At 65.1% G+C, this 17,399-nt stretch carries 16 protein-coding genes; 9 read left to right on the forward strand and 7 right to left on the reverse strand.

The features are described from left to right. Positions 1–59: 59 nt before the first annotated feature. Positions 60–1,280 (forward strand): helix-turn-helix domain-containing protein, encoded by a 1,221-nt coding sequence (locus AAFN84_RS10520; RefSeq protein WP_347514502.1) that lies wholly within the window; start codon positions 60–62, stop codon positions 1,278–1,280. Positions 1,281–1,314: 34 nt separating this feature from the next. Next, on the forward strand, positions 1,315–1,956 hold the full coding sequence (locus AAFN84_RS10525) for a glutamine cyclotransferase (RefSeq protein WP_347514503.1): 642 nt from the start codon (positions 1,315–1,317) through the stop codon (positions 1,954–1,956). 21 nt (positions 1,957–1,977) lie between these two features. Here the strand turns inward: AAFN84_RS10525 and AAFN84_RS10530 are convergent, their stop codons facing one another. Genes AAFN84_RS10530 through AAFN84_RS10555 form a run of 6 tightly spaced genes read right to left on the reverse strand, consistent with a single transcriptional unit; the run spans position 1,978 to position 9,600 of the window. Then, positions 1,978–3,180 carry a CoA transferase gene (locus AAFN84_RS10530; protein WP_347514504.1) on the reverse strand — a complete coding sequence of 401 codons (1,203 nt, stop codon included), beginning with the start codon at positions 3,178–3,180 and terminating at the stop codon, positions 1,978–1,980. Between the two features lie 34 nt (positions 3,181–3,214). Further along, the gene (locus tag AAFN84_RS10535; protein WP_347514505.1) at positions 3,215–4,180 is read right to left on the reverse strand and encodes a hypothetical protein; all 966 of its coding nucleotides are present in this window, start codon (positions 4,178–4,180) and stop codon (positions 3,215–3,217) included. After that, positions 4,177–5,196 (reverse strand): ABC transporter ATP-binding protein, encoded by a 1,020-nt coding sequence (locus AAFN84_RS10540; RefSeq protein ID WP_347514506.1) that lies wholly within the window; start codon positions 5,194–5,196, stop codon positions 4,177–4,179. The genes AAFN84_RS10535 and AAFN84_RS10540 overlap by 4 nt, the downstream gene beginning before the upstream one ends. Continuing rightward, positions 5,193–7,127, reverse strand: a complete 1,935-nt coding sequence (locus tag AAFN84_RS10545; RefSeq protein ID WP_347514507.1) for a dipeptide/oligopeptide/nickel ABC transporter permease/ATP-binding protein — start codon at positions 7,125–7,127, stop codon at positions 5,193–5,195. The genes AAFN84_RS10540 and AAFN84_RS10545 overlap by 4 nt, the downstream gene beginning before the upstream one ends. After that, positions 7,124–8,068, reverse strand: a complete 945-nt coding sequence (locus tag AAFN84_RS10550; protein ID WP_347514508.1) for an ABC transporter permease — start codon at positions 8,066–8,068, stop codon at positions 7,124–7,126. Before AAFN84_RS10550 ends, AAFN84_RS10545 begins: the two co-directional genes overlap by 4 nt. 14 nt (positions 8,069–8,082) lie before the next feature. Further along, on the reverse strand, positions 8,083–9,600 hold the full coding sequence (locus AAFN84_RS10555) for an ABC transporter substrate-binding protein (protein ID WP_347514509.1): 1,518 nt from the start codon (positions 9,598–9,600) through the stop codon (positions 8,083–8,085). Between the two features lie 227 nt (positions 9,601–9,827). On the opposite strand from AAFN84_RS10555, the gene AAFN84_RS10560 reads away from it, so the two are divergent. Continuing rightward, entirely contained in the window at positions 9,828–10,616 is a 789-nt protein-coding gene (locus AAFN84_RS10560; RefSeq protein WP_347514510.1) for a GntR family transcriptional regulator, read from the forward strand. A gap of 90 nt (positions 10,617–10,706) precedes the next feature. Further along, positions 10,707–11,414 carry a YoaK family protein gene (locus AAFN84_RS10565; protein ID WP_347514511.1) on the forward strand — a complete coding sequence of 236 codons (708 nt, stop codon included), beginning with the start codon at positions 10,707–10,709 and terminating at the stop codon, positions 11,412–11,414. A gap of 9 nt (positions 11,415–11,423) precedes the next feature. On the opposite strand, the gene AAFN84_RS10570 is transcribed toward AAFN84_RS10565, so the two are convergent. Then, entirely contained in the window at positions 11,424–12,134 is a 711-nt protein-coding gene (locus AAFN84_RS10570) for a fumarylacetoacetate hydrolase family protein (RefSeq protein WP_347514512.1), read from the reverse strand. Positions 12,135–12,302: 168 nt separating this feature from the next. Here AAFN84_RS10570 and AAFN84_RS10575 point away from each other — a divergent pair, with 168 nt between their 5' ends. The 5 genes from AAFN84_RS10575 to AAFN84_RS10595 are packed head-to-tail and all read left to right on the forward strand — an operon-like array spanning position 12,303 to position 17,328. After that, positions 12,303–13,313 carry an ABC transporter substrate-binding protein gene (locus AAFN84_RS10575; protein WP_347514513.1) on the forward strand — a complete coding sequence of 337 codons (1,011 nt, stop codon included), beginning with the start codon at positions 12,303–12,305 and terminating at the stop codon, positions 13,311–13,313. Further along, positions 13,313–14,119, forward strand: a complete 807-nt coding sequence (locus AAFN84_RS10580; protein ID WP_347514514.1) for an ABC transporter ATP-binding protein — start codon at positions 13,313–13,315, stop codon at positions 14,117–14,119. The genes AAFN84_RS10575 and AAFN84_RS10580 overlap by 1 nt, the downstream gene beginning before the upstream one ends. Then, on the forward strand, positions 14,116–14,988 hold the full coding sequence (locus AAFN84_RS10585; RefSeq protein WP_347514515.1) for an ABC transporter permease: 873 nt from the start codon (positions 14,116–14,118) through the stop codon (positions 14,986–14,988). The genes AAFN84_RS10580 and AAFN84_RS10585 overlap by 4 nt, the downstream gene beginning before the upstream one ends. Before the next feature lie 19 nt (positions 14,989–15,007). After that, the gene (locus AAFN84_RS10590; RefSeq protein WP_347514516.1) at positions 15,008–15,739 is read left to right on the forward strand and encodes a GntR family transcriptional regulator; all 732 of its coding nucleotides are present in this window, start codon (positions 15,008–15,010) and stop codon (positions 15,737–15,739) included. After that, positions 15,736–17,328, forward strand: coding sequence for a gamma-glutamyltransferase family protein (locus tag AAFN84_RS10595; RefSeq protein WP_347514517.1), 1,593 nt, complete (start codon positions 15,736–15,738; stop codon positions 17,326–17,328). Before AAFN84_RS10590 ends, AAFN84_RS10595 begins: the two co-directional genes overlap by 4 nt. Positions 17,329–17,399 lie beyond the last annotated feature (71 nt).

Raw genomic sequence — 17,399 nt, forward strand, 5'->3', positions numbered from 1 at the left:
GGCGTCGTTGATGGATTGTGTAGCCGGCGGACGGACGCAACACGTATGGCAGGATTGCGATGGATTCACTGATCACCGCTGCCGCGCATTGCCTGGCAAAGGGCGATCCGCTGGGCGCGCTGAAACGGGTCGCATTGCGCGAGGACCCGCCGGCACTCGCCCTGCGAGGCATCGCCATGGCGCAGCTCGGCGACCGGGGGCGGGCCAAGGATTTGCTCAAGCGGGCCGGGCGGGCCTTCGGGCGGCAAAGCACCGTCGCGCGCGCAAGATGCGCCATTGCCGAAGCCGAAGTTGCCCTGGTGTCGCGCGATCTTGCATGGCCCGCTGCGCGGCTCGACGGCGCGCGCGCCGAGCTTGAACGTCGCGGAGACCGGGCGAACGCCGCGCATGCAGGATGCCTCGTGGCGCGCCGCCTGCTGCTGATCGGCCGCCTCGACGAGGCCGAGCGGGTACTGCGCCGGACCGACCCCAGCCCACTCCTGCCCGCGTCGCGTGCTGCCTACGAACTCGCATCAGCCGGCATTGCGATCCGCCGCCTGGACACGAAGACGGCGCGTGCGGCGCTCGCTCGGGCAGCGCATTCGGCGCGGACTGCCGGCATTCCGGCATTGAGCGCCGAGGTGGAGGGAGTCGCCCTGCTGATGAGCGAGCCCTGCGCGCGGCTCGTGACGCGTGACGAAGAACGCCCGTTGGTACTGGAGGATGTCGAGGCGCTGCTGGCATCCGATGCGCTCGTGGTCGATGCCTGCCGCAACGTGGTCAGGCACCGCAACACCGTCGTGCCGCTGATGACGCGCCCGGTGCTCTTTGCGCTGGCACGGACCCTGGCCGAGGCATGGCCCGGCGACGCATCGAGGGAGACGCTCGTCCAGCGCGGCTTCCGCGCGCGGCACGCCGATGAATCGCACCGCGCCAGGCTCCGCGTCGAGATCGGCCGGCTGCGGTCGGAGATCGCTGCCCTGGCCCAGGTGAACGCAACCGACCGCGGATTCGTCCTGACGCCGCTGCGAGACCATGCGATCGTGTTGCTGGCGCCACCCGCCGACGAGGAACACGCATCGGTGCTTGCCCTGTTGGCCGACGGCGAGGCGTGGTCCAGCTCCGCCCTGTCGATCGCGCTCGGCATCAGCGCCCGCAGCGTCCAGCGGGCGATCGAGCAGCTCGCGCGCAATGGCAAGGTCCAGCCCGTCGGCCAAGGCAAGGCTCGCCGCTGGATGACCCCGCCGGTGCCTGGTTTCCCGACAACACTGTTACTCCCTGGTCCGCCGCCGGGGGGCTAGAGTCCGGTGACTGCAAACATCGGAGACCAAGCAGATGAAACATTCCAAGGCAGAAATTCTTCGCGAATACGGTCCCTTCCCGGATGCCGAGCGGATTCATGGCGTCACCTACGACGGGCAGCGGATCTGGTTCGCCACGGGCGACCGGCTGAACGCCCTCGACCCGGAAAGCGGGGCGATCGAGCGGACGATGGCGGTCGCGGCCCATGCCGGCACTGCCTATGACGGCCGCCACCTATTCCAGATCGCCGAGGATCGCATCCAGAAGATCGATCCCGATTCCGGAACGGTGGTGTCGAGCATTCCCGCACCTGGGGGCGGCGAGGATTCGGGCCTTGCCTGGGCCGAGGGGACGCTGTGGGTCGGGCATTACCGCGCCCGGCAGATCCATCAGATCGATCCGGACACCGGGGCGATCCTGCGCACGATTGAATCCAACCGCTTCGTCACCGGCGTAAGCTGGGTCGACGGGGAACTCTGGCACGCGACGCTGGAAGGCGATGAAAGCGATTTGCGGCGCCTCGACGCCGAGACCGGCGAGGTGCTGGAGACGCTCGACCTTCCGCCCGACGTGATGGTGTCCGGACTGGAATCGGATGGCGGCGCGCAGTTCTATTGCGGCGGCGGCAGCAGCGGCAAGATCCGGTCCGTAAGGCGGCCTCAGCGGTCCGCGTGACCGATAGCGCCGAGCGTCCAGTCAGATGACCGCACGCTCGGCGAAACCACGCAGTTCCGCCTCGCTGTAGCCAATGCCGCGAAGGATATCCTGCGTGTCCTGGCCAAGCGTCGGCGGCGCGTTCGTCGGCGCGATGACCTCGCTGTTGGCCTTGAAGCCAAGCGTGGGAAGGTGAATGTCGTTGGGTTCGCGGGCCCAATGCATCGTGTGTGCAATGCCGCGCGTTCTGGCCTGCCCCTCGGCAAGCACTTCGTCGAGCGAACGCACCTTCGCGGCGGGAACACCGGCTGCGTCCAGGGCAGCTTCCCAGTGAAGTGCCGTGCCGGTGCGGAAGATCGCCACGAACTCCGCCCGCAGCGAAGCCGCGTTCGCCTGGCGCTGCCGCGGTTCGCGCCACCGCTCGTCGGCCAGTATGTCGGGCCGGCCAAGCCCGGCACACATCGCGCGGAACTGCTTGTCGTTGTTCGCCGCGACCATCAACAGCCCATCCTCGGTCTCGAACGCGCCGGAAGACGGGCTCTGGCTCCAGGCCTCGTTGCCGGACTGCACCGGCATCCAGCCGCCGGTGAGATGGCTGGTGACCAGCGACGCCATCAGGAGCATCGACGTGTCGAGCATGGCCACGTCGAGATGCACCGCCTCGCCCGTGCGCCGGGTCTCGTGCAGGGCGGAAACGATGGCGAAGGCGGCATTGAGGCCCGTTGCATAGTCGACATAGGGCGCGCCGACCTTCTGCGGACCCGTATTCGGCGTTCCGGTGGTCTTCATGATGCCGCACATGCCCTGGATCACATGGTCGTATGCCGGACGATGGCTCAATTCGCCGTCCTGGCCGAAGGCCGATATCGAGCAGTAGACGATCTTCGGATTGATCGCGCGGACCACCTCGAAGGGCAGGCCGAGCCGGGCGATCGTGCCCGGCCTGAAATTTTCGATGAAGACGTCGGCGCCTTCGATCAGGCGCTTGATGATGGCGAGGCCTTCCTCGGACTTGAGGTTCAACGTCACCGACTTCTTGTTGGCGTTCTGGGTCAGATAGCTGAGGCCCATGCCCTCGCCGTTGAGGTGCGGAATGTCGCCCTTCTCGCGCGACCAGTCGCCTCCGTCCGGTGTCTCGATCTTGAGTATCTCGGCGCCCATCAGGCCAAGCTGGTAGGCGGCGTAAGGACCGGCGAGGACCTGCGTCACGTCGATGACGCGGAGACCAACGAGGGGTTGAAACATCAGAACGCTCCTGCGGGAAAGGCGGGCATGACGGCTACTTGCTCCTGAACAGGAGCCGGCAATCGCCGATGCTGTTATCGATGGATGCGAGCCAGATGCGCGCGGCTTCGCTGCCACGCAGATGCTCGTCGAGGAAGGCGAGCGTCATCTGCTTCACCGCGTCCTGCTGGCTTGGCACGGTTGCCTGGATACCGCGATCGGTGAAGCCGCCAAGGAAATGGTCGGCTTCCTCAAGCACGGCCAGATATTTTTCGCCGGGCGGGGCAAGTTCGAACGGCTCCGACTTCCAGCGCCAGTCGCCGCCCTTGGCGCCGCGATCAAGCGTGCCGGTGACGTTCAGCATCGGGCACCCGATCGCATCCCATGAGCCGTCGCGAAGGCCCTGCTGGTCGCGCCCCTGGGCACTGAGGAGGACGGCTGCCCGAAAGCGCTCGTCGCGAAACCGATGCGCGCGCCCATCCGGCATGTCAATCTCCGCGCCGGCAAGAAGCTGCGCCGTGTAGGCGCCGAAAGAATGACCGGCGATGGCGGCTGGAAGCGGCCCGACCTGTCGCCCACAGGTGGCCTCGAGGATCTGCGGCAGCGCGGCCATGACCGCACGCACGAGATCGAGGCGGGAAAGCCAGTAGTCGGGAGAATGCAGGATTTCGTGCAGGCGCGCCCGCACCTCCGGCATGGTGGTCCAGCGCGACAGATCGGCCTGCGGCTCGAACCGCTGTAGCGGCTCGTCGCGCGCCACGGCATCGATCGAATCGCGGAATGTCGGATGAACCACCAGATAGCCGTGCCCGGCCCAATGCTGTGACAGAGCGGCATATTCGAGCCCGCTCGATCCCAGTCCATGGCAGAACAGGACGAGGCCCGCGGGTGGCCCCCCAACGGGCCAACGGCAGGTCAGCGGACGCTGGGCGCCCACCACGGGATCGTCGGCGAGAACGTCATGGATCTCCACCGTGTCGCGGCTTCCAGCATCCGAGACGTAGGCTGCACCGGCACTCATGCCGCCCTCCCCGTGCCGTTCTTCGGCGCTTCGACGTGGTCGGCATAAAGGAAGCAACTGGCCGTGCCACCACCGTCGATCTCATAGACCGGTGGCATCTCCGCCTGGCATCGCGGCATGGCGCTGGGGCAGCGGTTCTTGTAGGGGCAGCCCGTGGCCGCCATGCGTGGCATCTCGTGCGCAGGCGCAGCCTTGCGGGCCTCGCGCCGATCGCGCTGCGCTTGCGGATCGAGCAGCGGCACCGCGTCGAGCAGCGCCTTCGTGTAGGGATGGGCCGGCGCCTTGTAGACGCGGTCGGAGGGGCCTTCCTCGACGATATGGCCGAGATACATCACCGCGATTCGATCGGAGATGTGATGCACCAGCGCGAGATCGTGGGCGATCAGCAGATAGGCGATGCCGAGCGCGTCGCGACGCTCGTAGAGCAGGTTGATGATCTGGTTCTGGGTCGAGACGTCGAGCGCGCTGACCGGCTCGTCGAGCACGATCAGCTTCGGCTGCAGCGCCAGAGCCGAGGCGATGGCGATGCGCTGCCGCTGGCCGCCGGAAAACTGGTGTGGGTGGCGCTCGAGATGCTCGCGCGAAAGCGAGACGAGTTCCAGCAGTTCGATCGCGCGATCGCGCCGCTCGCTGCGGTTCATGGCGGTGTGGACCCGCAGCGGCTCGGTGACGATATCCTCCACCGTCATCGACGGATTGAGCGACGAGTAGGGATCCTGGAACACCGCCTGGATCTGGTTGCGGACCGCAGACGGATAGCGCATCCGCAGCGATGCAAGGTCCACATCGCCGAAACGCATCGAACCGCTGGCTGCAGGCACGAGGCCGAGCACGGTGTTTGCGATAGAGGATTTGCCGGACCCCGACTCGCCGACGAGGCCCAGCGTTTCGCCGGCCCTGATCGAGAGGTTGGCGCCCTTCACGGCATGGAATGGCTTGCCCGCCAGGCCGAGCAGAGAACGCCCCCAATAAGTGACCCAGAGGTCGGTGATCTCGAGAAGGGCTTTGTCGCTCACGACGCGGACTCCAGTTCGAGTTGATCGGCGCGAACGCAGCGCACAAGCCTGTGGCTTCCTTCCAGCGGAACCCGCCGGTCGCACATCGCCATGTGGAAATCGCAGCGATTGGAGAAGCGGCAGCCTGCCGGCCACGAACCCGGCCGGGGGACGTTGCCACGAATGGTCGGCAGGGGCGGATTGCGGTCGGACGCATGCGGCATGGCGGAGAGCAGGCCGCGCGTATAGGGATGGCGAGGGTTGGAAAAGAGCGCGTCGACCTGCGCCATCTCCACCATCTCGCCGGCATACATGACGCTGATGCGGTCGCAGATGTCAGCCGCCACGGCGAGATCGTGGGTGACGAACAGGATCGCCATGCCGAACTCGTCCTGCAGGTCGCGGAATAGATCGAGTATTTCCTGCTGCACGGTGACGTCGAGCGCGGTCGTCGGCTCGTCGGCGATCAGCAGCGACGGGTTGCAGCTCAAGGCACGGGCGATGGCAATGCGCTGGGCCATGCCGCCGGACAGTTCGTGCGGATAGGCACGTGCGCGCTCCTCCGGTCTCGGGATGCCGACCCGGTCGATCAGTTCGACAACGCGCGCCCATGCCTGCTTCTGCGACAGGCCCTGCTTGGTGCGCAGCACTTCGGCGATCTGGCTGCCGACCGTGAAGGCGGGATTGAGGCTGGTGGTCGGGTCCTGGAACACCATCGCCACCTCGTTGCCGCGCACCTGCTCCATCTGCCTGCTGGTGAGCGAGCGCAGGTCGGTGCCGTTGAGCATGATCGACCCATGCGTCGTGCGCAGGGGCTTCGACATCAGGCCGAGGATCGCAAGGCCGGTCAGCGTCTTGCCGCTGCCCGACTCACCGACCAGCCCGACGGTCTCGCCGCGCGATATGCCGAGCGAGAGATCGGTGATGACCGGCACCTCGCCGCCCCCTGCCCCCGAGGTGACCATGACCTGCAGACCCTCGACGCGCAGCACCTCATCCTTGAGCGCGGGACGCACCGGCGCGTCGCCGGCAGAAGCGGCAACTCCCGCGTCGTAGCGTATGGCGGGTGCTTCCGGGCTGACCCCGGTGGCAATGCCACGTCCGACGGAATCGCGGATCACGTCGCCGAGCAGGTTGACCGAGAGCACCGTGACGATGATGGCGATGCCCGGCGGGATCGCCAGGAACCAGTTGAGGTCCATGTAGGCGGCGGCCGTGTTGAGCATCGTGCCCCAGCTTGCGTGCGGCGGCTGGACGCCGAGGCCGATAAAGCTGAGGCCGGCTTCCGACAGCAGCACCGCACCCACGGTCAGCGTGACCTGCACGATCAGCGGCGGCGCGATGTTGGGAAAGATGTGGCGCAGCAATATGCGCCGGTCGGATGCGCCGATCACCCGGGCCGAGCGGACATAGACTTCCTCGCGCTCGGCGAGGACAACGCCGCGAGCCAGACGCAGGAAGGACGTCGAAAAGAGGATGCCGAGCGCGATCATCGCGCGGTGCAGGCCGGGGCCAAGCAGTGCGATGATGACGATCGCCACCATGATGCCGGGAATGGACACGATCGCTTCGACCACACGCATGACCGCCCAATCCCACCAGCCGCCGCGATAACCGATGAAGAGGCCGATCGGCACGCCCAGCAGCACGGCGAGCGTCGTTGCTTCGGCTGCAGCGATGACGGCGATGCGGCAGCCATAGATCAGCCGGCTGAGAACGTCGCGTCCCAGATCGTCGGTGCCGAGCCAATGCTCGGCCGACGGGGACTGGAGGGACTGGATGAGATTTTGGCGCAGCGGATCATAGGGCACGATCCAGTCGGCGAATACGGCGAGCAGGGCAAGCGCGACAAGGAAGGTGCCGGTGAACGCCACGATGACGGTCGTGGCGTTGAACTGCCAGCGGACGCGGCGCGAAGGGCGGGCCGGATGGTCTGAGGTCTGAAGGTTCACGACGGACGCGCTTTGGGATTGAGAAGGCCGTAGACCACATCGGTTGCGAGCTGGACGATGACGACCAGCGCGACCATGACGAGCACGAGCCCCTGGAGCATGGGAATGTCCTGCTGGCGCACCGCCGCAATGGCAAGCGTGCCGAGACCGTTGATCGCGAAAACCTGCTCGACGATCAGCGCACCGCCCAGCAGGACCGTGATCTGGAAGGACAGCACCGCGACGACCGGCACCATCGCATTGGTAAGCGCATGCTTGAAGATGACGCGCCGGGCCGAAAGACCCTGGGCACGCGCAGCGCGGATGTAGTCCTGCTGCATCACGCCGACCATCGCCGAGCGAACCTGCCTGGCGATCGCCGCGCTCGACGACAGGCCGAGCGCCACCGCCGGCAGGGTCACGCCGCGCAGCCATTGCCATGGCGACTCCGAAATTGGGGTGAAGCCGGTGGCGGGGAACCAGCGCAGACTGACGGCAAAAACCGCCACGAGGATCAGTCCGAACCAGAAATTGGGGATGGCCTGGCCGATCGTCGCGCCAAGCGTGGCGAAACGGTCGACCCAGGAATGCGGCCGCAACGCCGCTGCTATTCCCGCCGCGACACCGACCACGATGGCGATCAACGCGGAGACAAAGGTCAGGGAAAGGGTGACGGGCAGCCGCTGCAGCACGGCATCCGTCACGCTGACGCTGTTGAAGAAGGAAGTGCCGAGATCCCCGTGCACCGCCCGTCCGAGCCACTGGAAATACCGCACCACCACGGGCTCGTTCAGGCCCATGCGCTCACGCAGCATCTCGTGCTGTTCCTGCGTGCCCGTGTCGCCGAGGATCAGGTCGACGGGATCGCTCGGCAGCAGCGCCGTGAAGGAAAAGGTCAGCACCGATACGATGAACAGCAACGGCAGCAGCGCCAGAAGCCGGTGAGCAATGAGCCTGAACATGGACGATCAGCCGGTCAGTCGTTCGCTGTCAGACCGCGAAGATTGATGGAATCCTCGCCATAGCGATAGACCACGGTGGGATTGGCGTCGGTGCTCTCGCTCGCTCCGATCAGGATCGGCGCGTTGGTCACGAAGATCAGGAACGCCTCCTCCGCAAGCTGCGCGGCCATCTCCTTGTAGACCGGCGCGCGCACGTCGGTCTCGACCGAGGTCAGGCCCTGTTCGGCGAGCGCGAGCAGTTTCTCGCTCGGCTTTGCCTTGAAGGGATTGTAGGCGGCGTCCTCGTAGATGTAGCGCAGCGCCAGGAATTTCGGGTCGGTGATCGTGTTCCATACGAGGTTGGTCGCGGGGAAATCGGTCGTGCGGCTGCGGCGCGCGAGCGTGCCCGGTTCCACCGGCACGATGTTCATCGTGATGCCGATCTCCTGGAAGAACCCGGCGAGCGCTTCCAGCCGCGACTGATAGATCGGAATGGACGGCATGTCGAATGTGAAGCCGTCGGGGAAGTTCGACTCGGCCATCAGCTCGCGGGCCTTGTCGAGATCGTATTCGTAGACACCCTCCAGGGCCGGGTCATAGGCCCAGTCGCCCTTGCCGTATGGTTGGAACGACTGCGCCGCAAGACCGAACTGGATCGCCTTGTTGAAGGCTTCGCGATCGATCGAATGCGCCATCGCCTTGCGCACCAACGGGTCGGTGAACGCGGGAACGACCGTTCCCTCCCGGTCGGAGAGGATGACATGGTAATTCAGGCCGCCATTGTTTCGCACGAGCTTGAGACCGGGCGTGCGGTCGATGATGGCGGCTTGCGGGTTGGACAGCCAGTTGCCGGCGTCGATCTGGCCGGTCTTCAGCGCGTTGAGGCGCGCGGTGTCGTCGGGGATTTCCCACACCTCGTAGCGGGCGAGGCCGATCTTGTCCTTGTCCCAATAGGTCGGATTCGGCGTGTAGACGCGCACTTCGCCTTCACGCGACTCCGCCTTGTCGTAGACATAGGGACCGGTGCCGATCGGATTGCGATCAAGCGCGGGATCGGCCATCGCAGCCGGCGCGAGCATCATCCCGCCGGTGTAACAAAGAGTGGATATGATCGCGGGATCGAACTCCTTCAGCTTGATCCTCAACGTGTACTCATCAGCCGCTTCGGCGCCCTCGACGGTCTTGAGCCCCTCGACGATCCCCAGCTCGACGCCACGGTTGATGTTCGCCGCAGCCACTTCAGCATTGAATGCTTCGCCGTTGCTGAAGCTGACGCCCTCGCGCAGCGTGATGGTCACGTCAAGCCCGTCGACCTCATAGTCCGTGGCGAGCAGCGGCAGGTTCTCGCCATCGGGACCCTTCTCGAAAAGCGATTCGTAGACCGGCCGCAGGAACGGCACACCGCTGCCACTCTGCTGCTGCGGGTCCATGGTGATGAGCTTTACCTGCTCGGCATATCTGAAAATGCCCGGCTCCTGCGCCCAGGCCTGGCTTGCGCCCAGCACAACCGCCAGCGCACACGACAACAATGATCCCTTGAACCACTTTCTCATCTCGGCCCTCCCAGCCTGATTTGAAGGCACGGCACGATAGCCGAAACCCGTTTCCTCCCTCAATCGAAAGCTCGTTTCGATTGTGATTTAGTTCTAGCACTTTATCACTATGATGCTATAGCTACAACGAGTTTTTTGCGACTGGCCTCGACGTGGCGAGCATTGCGTGCGCTGGCCGTCATGCAATAACGGAAAGGTACGAGTCGCGCCAAAGGGGATCATTGCCATTGTCGAACGCTGCCGAAAGCAAGCAGATGCTGCGGGAAGACGGGACGCCCTACTACGTCCAGTTGGCCGCGATCATCCGCCGGCAGATCTCCGACCAGACCTGGCTCGTCGGAGACAGGTTGCCGACGCTGAAGCAGATGGTGGCCACGTTCGGCGTTTCGCCAATGACGGTGCGCCACGCTCTTGCCGGACTCGAGAAGGAAGGGTTGATCAGCGCCGAACGCGGCCGCGGCACCTTCGTCACGGCCAAGCCGGAAATCACCGAGTCGATACCATACATGCTGACCCAGTCGCCGGGACGCCGGGCCAACGAACTCAGCTTCCGTGTCGTTGCCTCGCGCCCGGCTCAGGGCGAATTGCGGATCGGAGCGGAGGATGGCGAACCGCTCGAACCATATCGCTACATGAAGCGCGTCTTCTCGCGCAATGGCGGACCATTCATCGTCGGTGAATACCTGGTCTGCGAGAGCGCATATGATGCCGTCCCAGAGCGGCTATGGGCCACCGCCCTCATCAGCACGCTGCTTTACGACACGAAGCAGATCGGGCTGACAAACGTCCGCCAGACCTTCCGTGTCGTCGCCTCGATGCCCCAGGAAGCAGCCGAACTCGACATTCGCGTGCACGATCCTGTCGTTCGCGTGCGGCGCATCTTCCAGAATGCACGCAAGGAAGTGATCTGCCTGGCGCAGCTCGTCTACCGCACCGACGGCGTCGTCTTCGACATCAACATCGACATCGAGGACCGCAATCGCCTGCTGGAACTGGGCGGTTTCCCCGAATCGTAAGTCTAAGAGGCGCGATTGCGCACGCCGAGGCGAGCGGGTACTTGTCTAGCCGGACGCCGGCTGGCGCGACGGGAAGCGAATGAAAACCTGATGCTCGTGCATGTCGGCAAGGACCGCAGTGTCCGGATCGATCTTGGTCTGGCAGCGCTCCTGGCGCTGATCGCAGGCGCGATCAATGCCGCGGGCTTCCACGCCGTCGGCTATTTCTCGGCCAACATGACGGGCAACGTCTCGGCGCTGTCGGATTACGCTGCGTCGGGCCAGTGGCTGCTGGCGGGGCTTATGATCGCGCTGCTGACCCTCTACATCGCCGGATCGTTCGTCTCTGCCCTGTTGATCGAGATTGGACGCAAGCGGCAGATACGCGCCATCTACGCGATCGCCATCGCCGCGGAAGGGGTGCTGCTCGCGGCGCTCGCGCTGAGCGACCTCGTGCTGGCGCCGGCCCATAGCAGCCCGATCCTCGTCCTCGGCCTCAGCTTCCTGATGGGATTGCAGAACGCGACGACGACCCGCATCTCGGACGCCCGGGTCCGCACCACCCATGTCTCGGGAATGGCGACCGACATCGGCATCGAACTCGCGATCCTCGCAGGCAAGGCCAAGGACGGCGACGAGCGGCCGGTCGTGCGCTCGCGCTTCATGCTGCACGCCCTGACGCTTGCCGCATTCCTGTGCGGCGGCGTGATCGGCGTGCTGGCCTATGTGCAGATCGGCAGCGTCATGCTGCTGATCGTATCGCTGTTGCTGCTGACGATCGCCGTGCCGGAAATCCGCAAAGCGAAACACATCCTGTAACGCGGCAGATCAGGCGACCTTGTCGCCGATCGTCACTGTCAGCGAGCCGAGATTGTCGATGGTGCCGACGAGCACGTTGCCGGGCACGACCGGGCCGACGCCGTCCGGGGTGCCGGTCATGATGATGTCGCCGGGCTCGAGTGAGAAATAGCACGACAGGGTCGCAATGATCTCCGGCGTCCGCCAGATCATCAGGCCAAGATCGGAATCCTGCCGGACGGCGCCGTCGACCTCGAGCCGGATGCGGCCCGCAGACGGATGTCCGACCCGTTCCACCGGGTAGATCGGACCGCATGGGGCAGACTGGTCGAACGACTTCTTCAGCTCCCACGGCAGGCGCGGCGAGTCCGGCGTCTCCAGCAGCGTGCGTCGGGTCATGTCGAGGCAGATGCCGTAGCCGAAGATGTGCGAGAGGGCGTCGTCCTCGGCAATGTTGTAACCGCCGGACTTCATCGCCACCATCAGCTCCAGCTCGTAGTGGAAATTGTCGGTGCGCGGGGGATAGGCAACGGTGCCACCATCCTGCACCACGGAATCGGCCGGCTTCTGGAAGATCAGCGGGAAGTCGCGCGTCTCGTCGCCACCCATCTCGCGGACGTGCGCGACGTAGTTGCGTCCCACGCAGTAGATGCGCCGGACTGGAAACCGCGCGTCGGAGCCGACGATCGGCAGGGTCGATTGCACGGGGGCGGGTACGGCTAGGCTTGCGGCGTGGGTCATCATCGATTCCGTGGTTTCAGTCGAGCAATCATATGCACGATTATGAAGCTGTCCATATTAATATGCAGATTATGCGCGAAAGATCATGAATATGAATTTATGTTGACACCCATTTTGGTTGGTGCATCCTGCCCTGCGTCGCAACAGACGAACCAAGGGGAATCAAGAATGTTGAAGCGTAGAGAGTTCATGGCAGTCGCCGCCGCCGCGGCGCTGTTCGTGTCGTCCTCCGCCGCGTTCGCGCAGGATACGAATCTCACCATCGCGCTCCCAAGCCCCGGCGGGCTGGGCTATTTCGCGATCTACAACGCCATGGGAGAAGGCTATTTCGAGGAGGAAGGCCTTACCGTCGAGACGCAGAGCGTCAACGGCTCGAGCCAGGTTATCCAGGCTTTGCTCGCCGGCCAGGCTGAACTCGGCCACCCGGGTCCCGGACCGCTGCTCAATGCGCGCGAAGGCGGCGCAGACCTCGTCTACATCTTCAATTATTTCAGCCGCAGCCAGTTCAACCTCGTCGTTCCCGAGGACTCCGAATTCCATTCGCCGACCGATCTCAAGGGCAAGGTGATCGGCGTCGGCACGTCCGATGGCGCGGAAGTCGCATTCGTCCGCTCGATCTTCGATGCCGAGGGCATGACGGAAGGCGAGGACTACACATTCGTCACCGTCGGTGAAGGCGGCATGGCCGTTGCCGGCTTCATGCAGGAGGCGATCGACGCCTACGCGTCGGACACGTCGGGCGTGGCGACGCTGCAATTGCGCGGTGTCGACCTGCGCATCCTCACGCCTCCCGAGTTCCGCGGCTATTTCGGCAATGGCTACGTCGTCACCCGTGAATTCATGGAAGACAACGCCGATGTCCTCGAACGTTTCGGCCGGGCGCTGGTCAAGGGGCTGCGGTTCGGACAGGATCGCGACAATCTCGAAGCGACGCTCGAACATGCCAAGCTCGGCAATCCGCAGCAGCTCGAAGACATGGATTTCGCCCGCGCGCTGATGGGTGTCTATTATGACCTGACGGCGGCGACGAACCCGGACATGGGCTATGGCTACATGGATCCGGCGGCGTGGGAGCGCTGGCAGCAGACGCTGGTCGATTCGGGCGATCTCGATGCGCCGCTACCAGACATCACGCAGGCCTACAGCAACCAGTTCATCGAAGCCTGGAACGCCGAGTGATGCCATCGGCAACGCAGACGGCCGGGAGCGATTCCCGGCCGACGCCCATCTACGAATTGACGGGCGTCTCGAAATATTACGCCGCCGGGGATGTGGTCGCCCTGGAAGGCGTCGACCTGACCATCCGCAAGGGTGAGTTCCATTCCGTCATCGGCTCGAGCGGGTGCGGGAAATCCACGCTGCTGAAGATCATGGCCGGCCTGACGCCGCCGTCCAAGGGACGCGTGATGCTGGCCGGCACTCCGGTGATGGGCGCACGGCCCGATATCGGCATGATGTTCCAGCAGGCGACACTGTTTCCCTGGCGCACGACGCTCGAAAACATCCTGCTGCCGATCGAGGTGCGCGAAGGCAAGGCTGCGGCGGCAAGCGCCCGGCCGCGCGCCAACGCGCTTCTCGAACTCGTCGGGCTCAAGGGCTTCGACCAATCCTATCCGTCGCAGCTTTCCGGCGGCATGGCGCAGCGCGCGGCGATCTGCCGGATGCTGGTCACCGAGCCGGAAATGCTGCTGCTCGACGAGCCTTTCAGCGCACTGGACGAGATCACGCGCGACTTCATGAACATGGAACTGCAGCGGGTGTGCGCCGAGCGCAACGCGACTGCCTTCCTGGTGACGCACTCGATCTCGGAAGCAGTCATCCTCTCCGACATCGTCCATGTCATGTCGGCACGCCCGGGCCGCGTGGTCCGCACGGTGGAGATCGACCTGCCCCGCCCGCGCACGCTCGACATGGTGACGCTGCCGCAATTCGGGCAGTATGTGACCACGATCCGCAATCTTCTCGACAAGGGGGCGTTCCTATGAGCGAACTCTCGGCCGCCGGCAAGGCGGTCTCGCCCGAGGGCGACACGATCTGGACCGAGCGGGTATCGCTAGGCTCCAGAATCCCGCGCTGGCTCGCGATGGTGGTGCTGCTCTTCGTCTTCCTCGGCCTCTGGCAACTCGTCACCTCGGCCGGCATCGTCTCGCCGCTGATCCTGCCGACCCCGACCTCGACGATCGCCGATCTCGGCTTCGTCGGGCGCGGGCTCCTGTCTGGAAACTACATGGTCGCCGCGTTCTGGGTCACGACCCAGGAGGTGATCTGGGGCTTCGTGCTGGCCCTGACGATCGGGGTGACGCTTGGCGTCATCGTCGGCGAGACGTCGCTCGGCGAGCGCGCCGTGATGCCTTATATCGTCGCCATCGACACGATGCCCAAGCTGGCCTTCGCACCGCTTTTCGTCGCCTGGCTCGGCTTTGGGATTTCCTCCAAGGTGGCGCTTGCGGCCTTCATCTCCGTGTTCCCGATCGTCGTCGGCACCGCTGCCGGCCTGCATGCGGCCGACGAGAACGCACGCATGCTGTTCAAGAGCATCGGTGCATCGCGGCTGCAGACACTGGTCATGCTGAAGATCCCGACCGGGCTGCCGCAATTCTTCACCGGGCTGAAGATCGCGGCGATCAGCGTCGTGTCCGGCGCCATCGCCGGCGAGTTCCTCGGCGGCGGCCGGGGCTTCGGCGAGCTCATCCGCGTCGCCGCCGCCCAGCTCGACACGCCGCGCGTCTTCTCGCTGATCATCTATCTCAGCCTGCTCGGCCTCTTGATGTTCGGCATCGTTTCCTGGATGCAGTACAAGTTCGTGTTCTGGCATCGTCCGGGCACCAATGCGAATGGCAAGGCAGCAAGATAGGCCTGGATCAGAGACCTGAATGTCCAAACCGAAAGACAAGACCACGCTGGCGACGACGGTCTACCAAAAGCTGCGCTCCGACATCATCCGGGGCGCCTTCCCGCCCGGCGCCAAGCTGCGCATCGAGTCGATCGCGGATCTCTACGAGGTTGGCAGCAATGCAGTGCGCGAGGCGCTTTCGCGGCTGTCCTCGGAGCGGCTGGTGGATCGGCACGAACAGCGCGGCTTCACCGTGCCGCCTATTGCCCTCGACGACTGGCGGGTGCTGGTCGATACCCGGTGCAGGCTGGAGGCACTGGTGCTGCGCGAATCGATGCAGCGGCGTGACGACCGTTGGGAAGAGGCGATTGTTGTCGCTTTCCACCGGTTGTCGCGTCTTAGCTCGGAACGCTCCGAAGACCGTGCTGCCTGGGACGACGCGCATCGCAACTTCCATCGCGCGCTGCTCGCCAACAGCGCGTCGCCATGGCTGCTCGAATTCTGCGACATTCTCGCCGACCACGCGGCGCGCTACATTTCGGTTTCGAACGCCTATCGCAAGATTCCGCGCGATGGGCAGGCCGAGCACGAAGCGCTGATGAAGGCCGTGCTGAACGGGACCGACGACGACGCGTGTGCGCTGTTGGTTGCGCATTACACTAAGACGCTGCGCATGATCGAAAAGACATTCGAGCACGCGCGGGACGCCATGGCATCGGGCGGTGCCTTGGCTGACCTGACCTCCACGCTGCCCCCGCGAGCCACCCCTTGACCTATCAATTCACGCCGAAATACCCGTCGCGACGCTCGCCCGTGATCGCGCGCAACGCCATCGCGACCTCGCATCCGCTGGCAACCGAGGCTGGGCTGAACATGCTGCGCAAGGGAGGCAACGCGCTCGACGCAGCACTTGCCGCGGCCATCACGCTGACGGTGGTGGAGCCGACGGGCAACGGCATCGGATCGGATGCGTTCTGCATCCTGTGGGATGGCAGCGAACTGCACGGCCTCAATGCCTCAGGGCGCTCGCCGGCTGCATGGACGCCGGAACGCTTCGCGGGCAAGACCGCGATGCCGCAGCGCGGCTGGGAGAGCGTGACCGTGCCCGGCGCGGTTTCGGCCTGGGTGACCCTGTCGGAACGTTTCGGCAAGCTTCCGTTCGAGGCTCTGTTCGAGCCGGCGATCGACTACGCGTCCAGGGGCTATCACGTCACGCCGATCATCGCCGAGCTCTGGCGGCGCGGTGCGGAGCTGCTACATGCGCAGCCCGGCTTCGCCGAAGCGTTCATGCCCAACGGGCGCGCGCCGGCCGCCGGCGAACTCTTCCGCAGCGAGGCGATGGCGAACACGCTGCGCCTGATCGCCGAAACGAAGGGCGAGGCTTTCTATCGCGGCGAGCTGGCGCAGAAGATCGCTGCCTTTGCGCAGGAGCACGGCGCGGCGCTGACCGCCGAAGACATGGCCGCACATGCGAATGACTGGTGCGGCACGATCAGCAAGGATTCCGGAAAATCCTCGCTGCACGAAATCCCGCCGAATGGACAAGGCATCGCGGCACTCATGGCGCTCGGCATGCTCAAGGGCAGCGGCATCGAGGCGCTCGACCCCGACAGCCCCGAGGCGCTGCACCTGCAGATCGAGGCGATCAAGCTTGCCTTCATGGACATCCACACCTATGTCGCCGACCAGTTGCACATGGACGACGTCAAGGCGTCGCATTTGCTCGACGACGCCTACCTGGCCTCGCGCGGACGGCTGATCGACCGTGACAAGGCATCGCTGCATCCTGTGGGCGCGCCGAAGAATGGCGGCACGGTGTGCCTGGCAACCGGCGACGCGGACGGCATGATGGTGTCGTACATCCAGTCGAACTATGCCGGCTTCGGATCGGGCGTCGTGGTGCCGGGTACCGGCATCAGCCTGCAGAATCGCGGCTTCGGCTTCACCCTGGAGGACGGCCATCCCAACCAGGTCGGTCCACGCAAGCGCCCCTTCCACACAATCATTCCCGGCTTCATCATGGGCGCGGACGGGCCGGACATGGCATTCGGGCTGATGGGCGGGCCGATCCAGGCGCAAGGCCACCTGCAGATGATGCTGCGCACGCAGGTCTGGGGACAGGATCCGCAGACGGCGGCAGATGCGCCGCGCTGGCGCGTGATCTCCGGCCTCGACGTGGCGATCGAGGATAGTGTCAGCCCGCGGACCATCGCCCACCTGGAGCAGATGGGCCACGTGATCGCCACCGAAAGCCCGGATTCCAGCTTCGGATTCGGCGGTGCGCAGCTCGTGCGCCGCGTCGAGGGCGGCTATGCCGCGGGCTCCGACCCACGCAAGGACGGTTGCGCGGGAGGCTTCTGACGCTCGAACAGAGCGCGTTCGATGCCCCGTGAGGGCCTCGGTGAACCATTGTGGAACATAGTTACGGAATT

The sequence above is a fragment of the Mesorhizobium sp. CAU 1741 genome (genome assembly GCF_039839275.1).
GTDB lineage: Bacteria > Pseudomonadota > Alphaproteobacteria > Rhizobiales > Rhizobiaceae > Aerobium.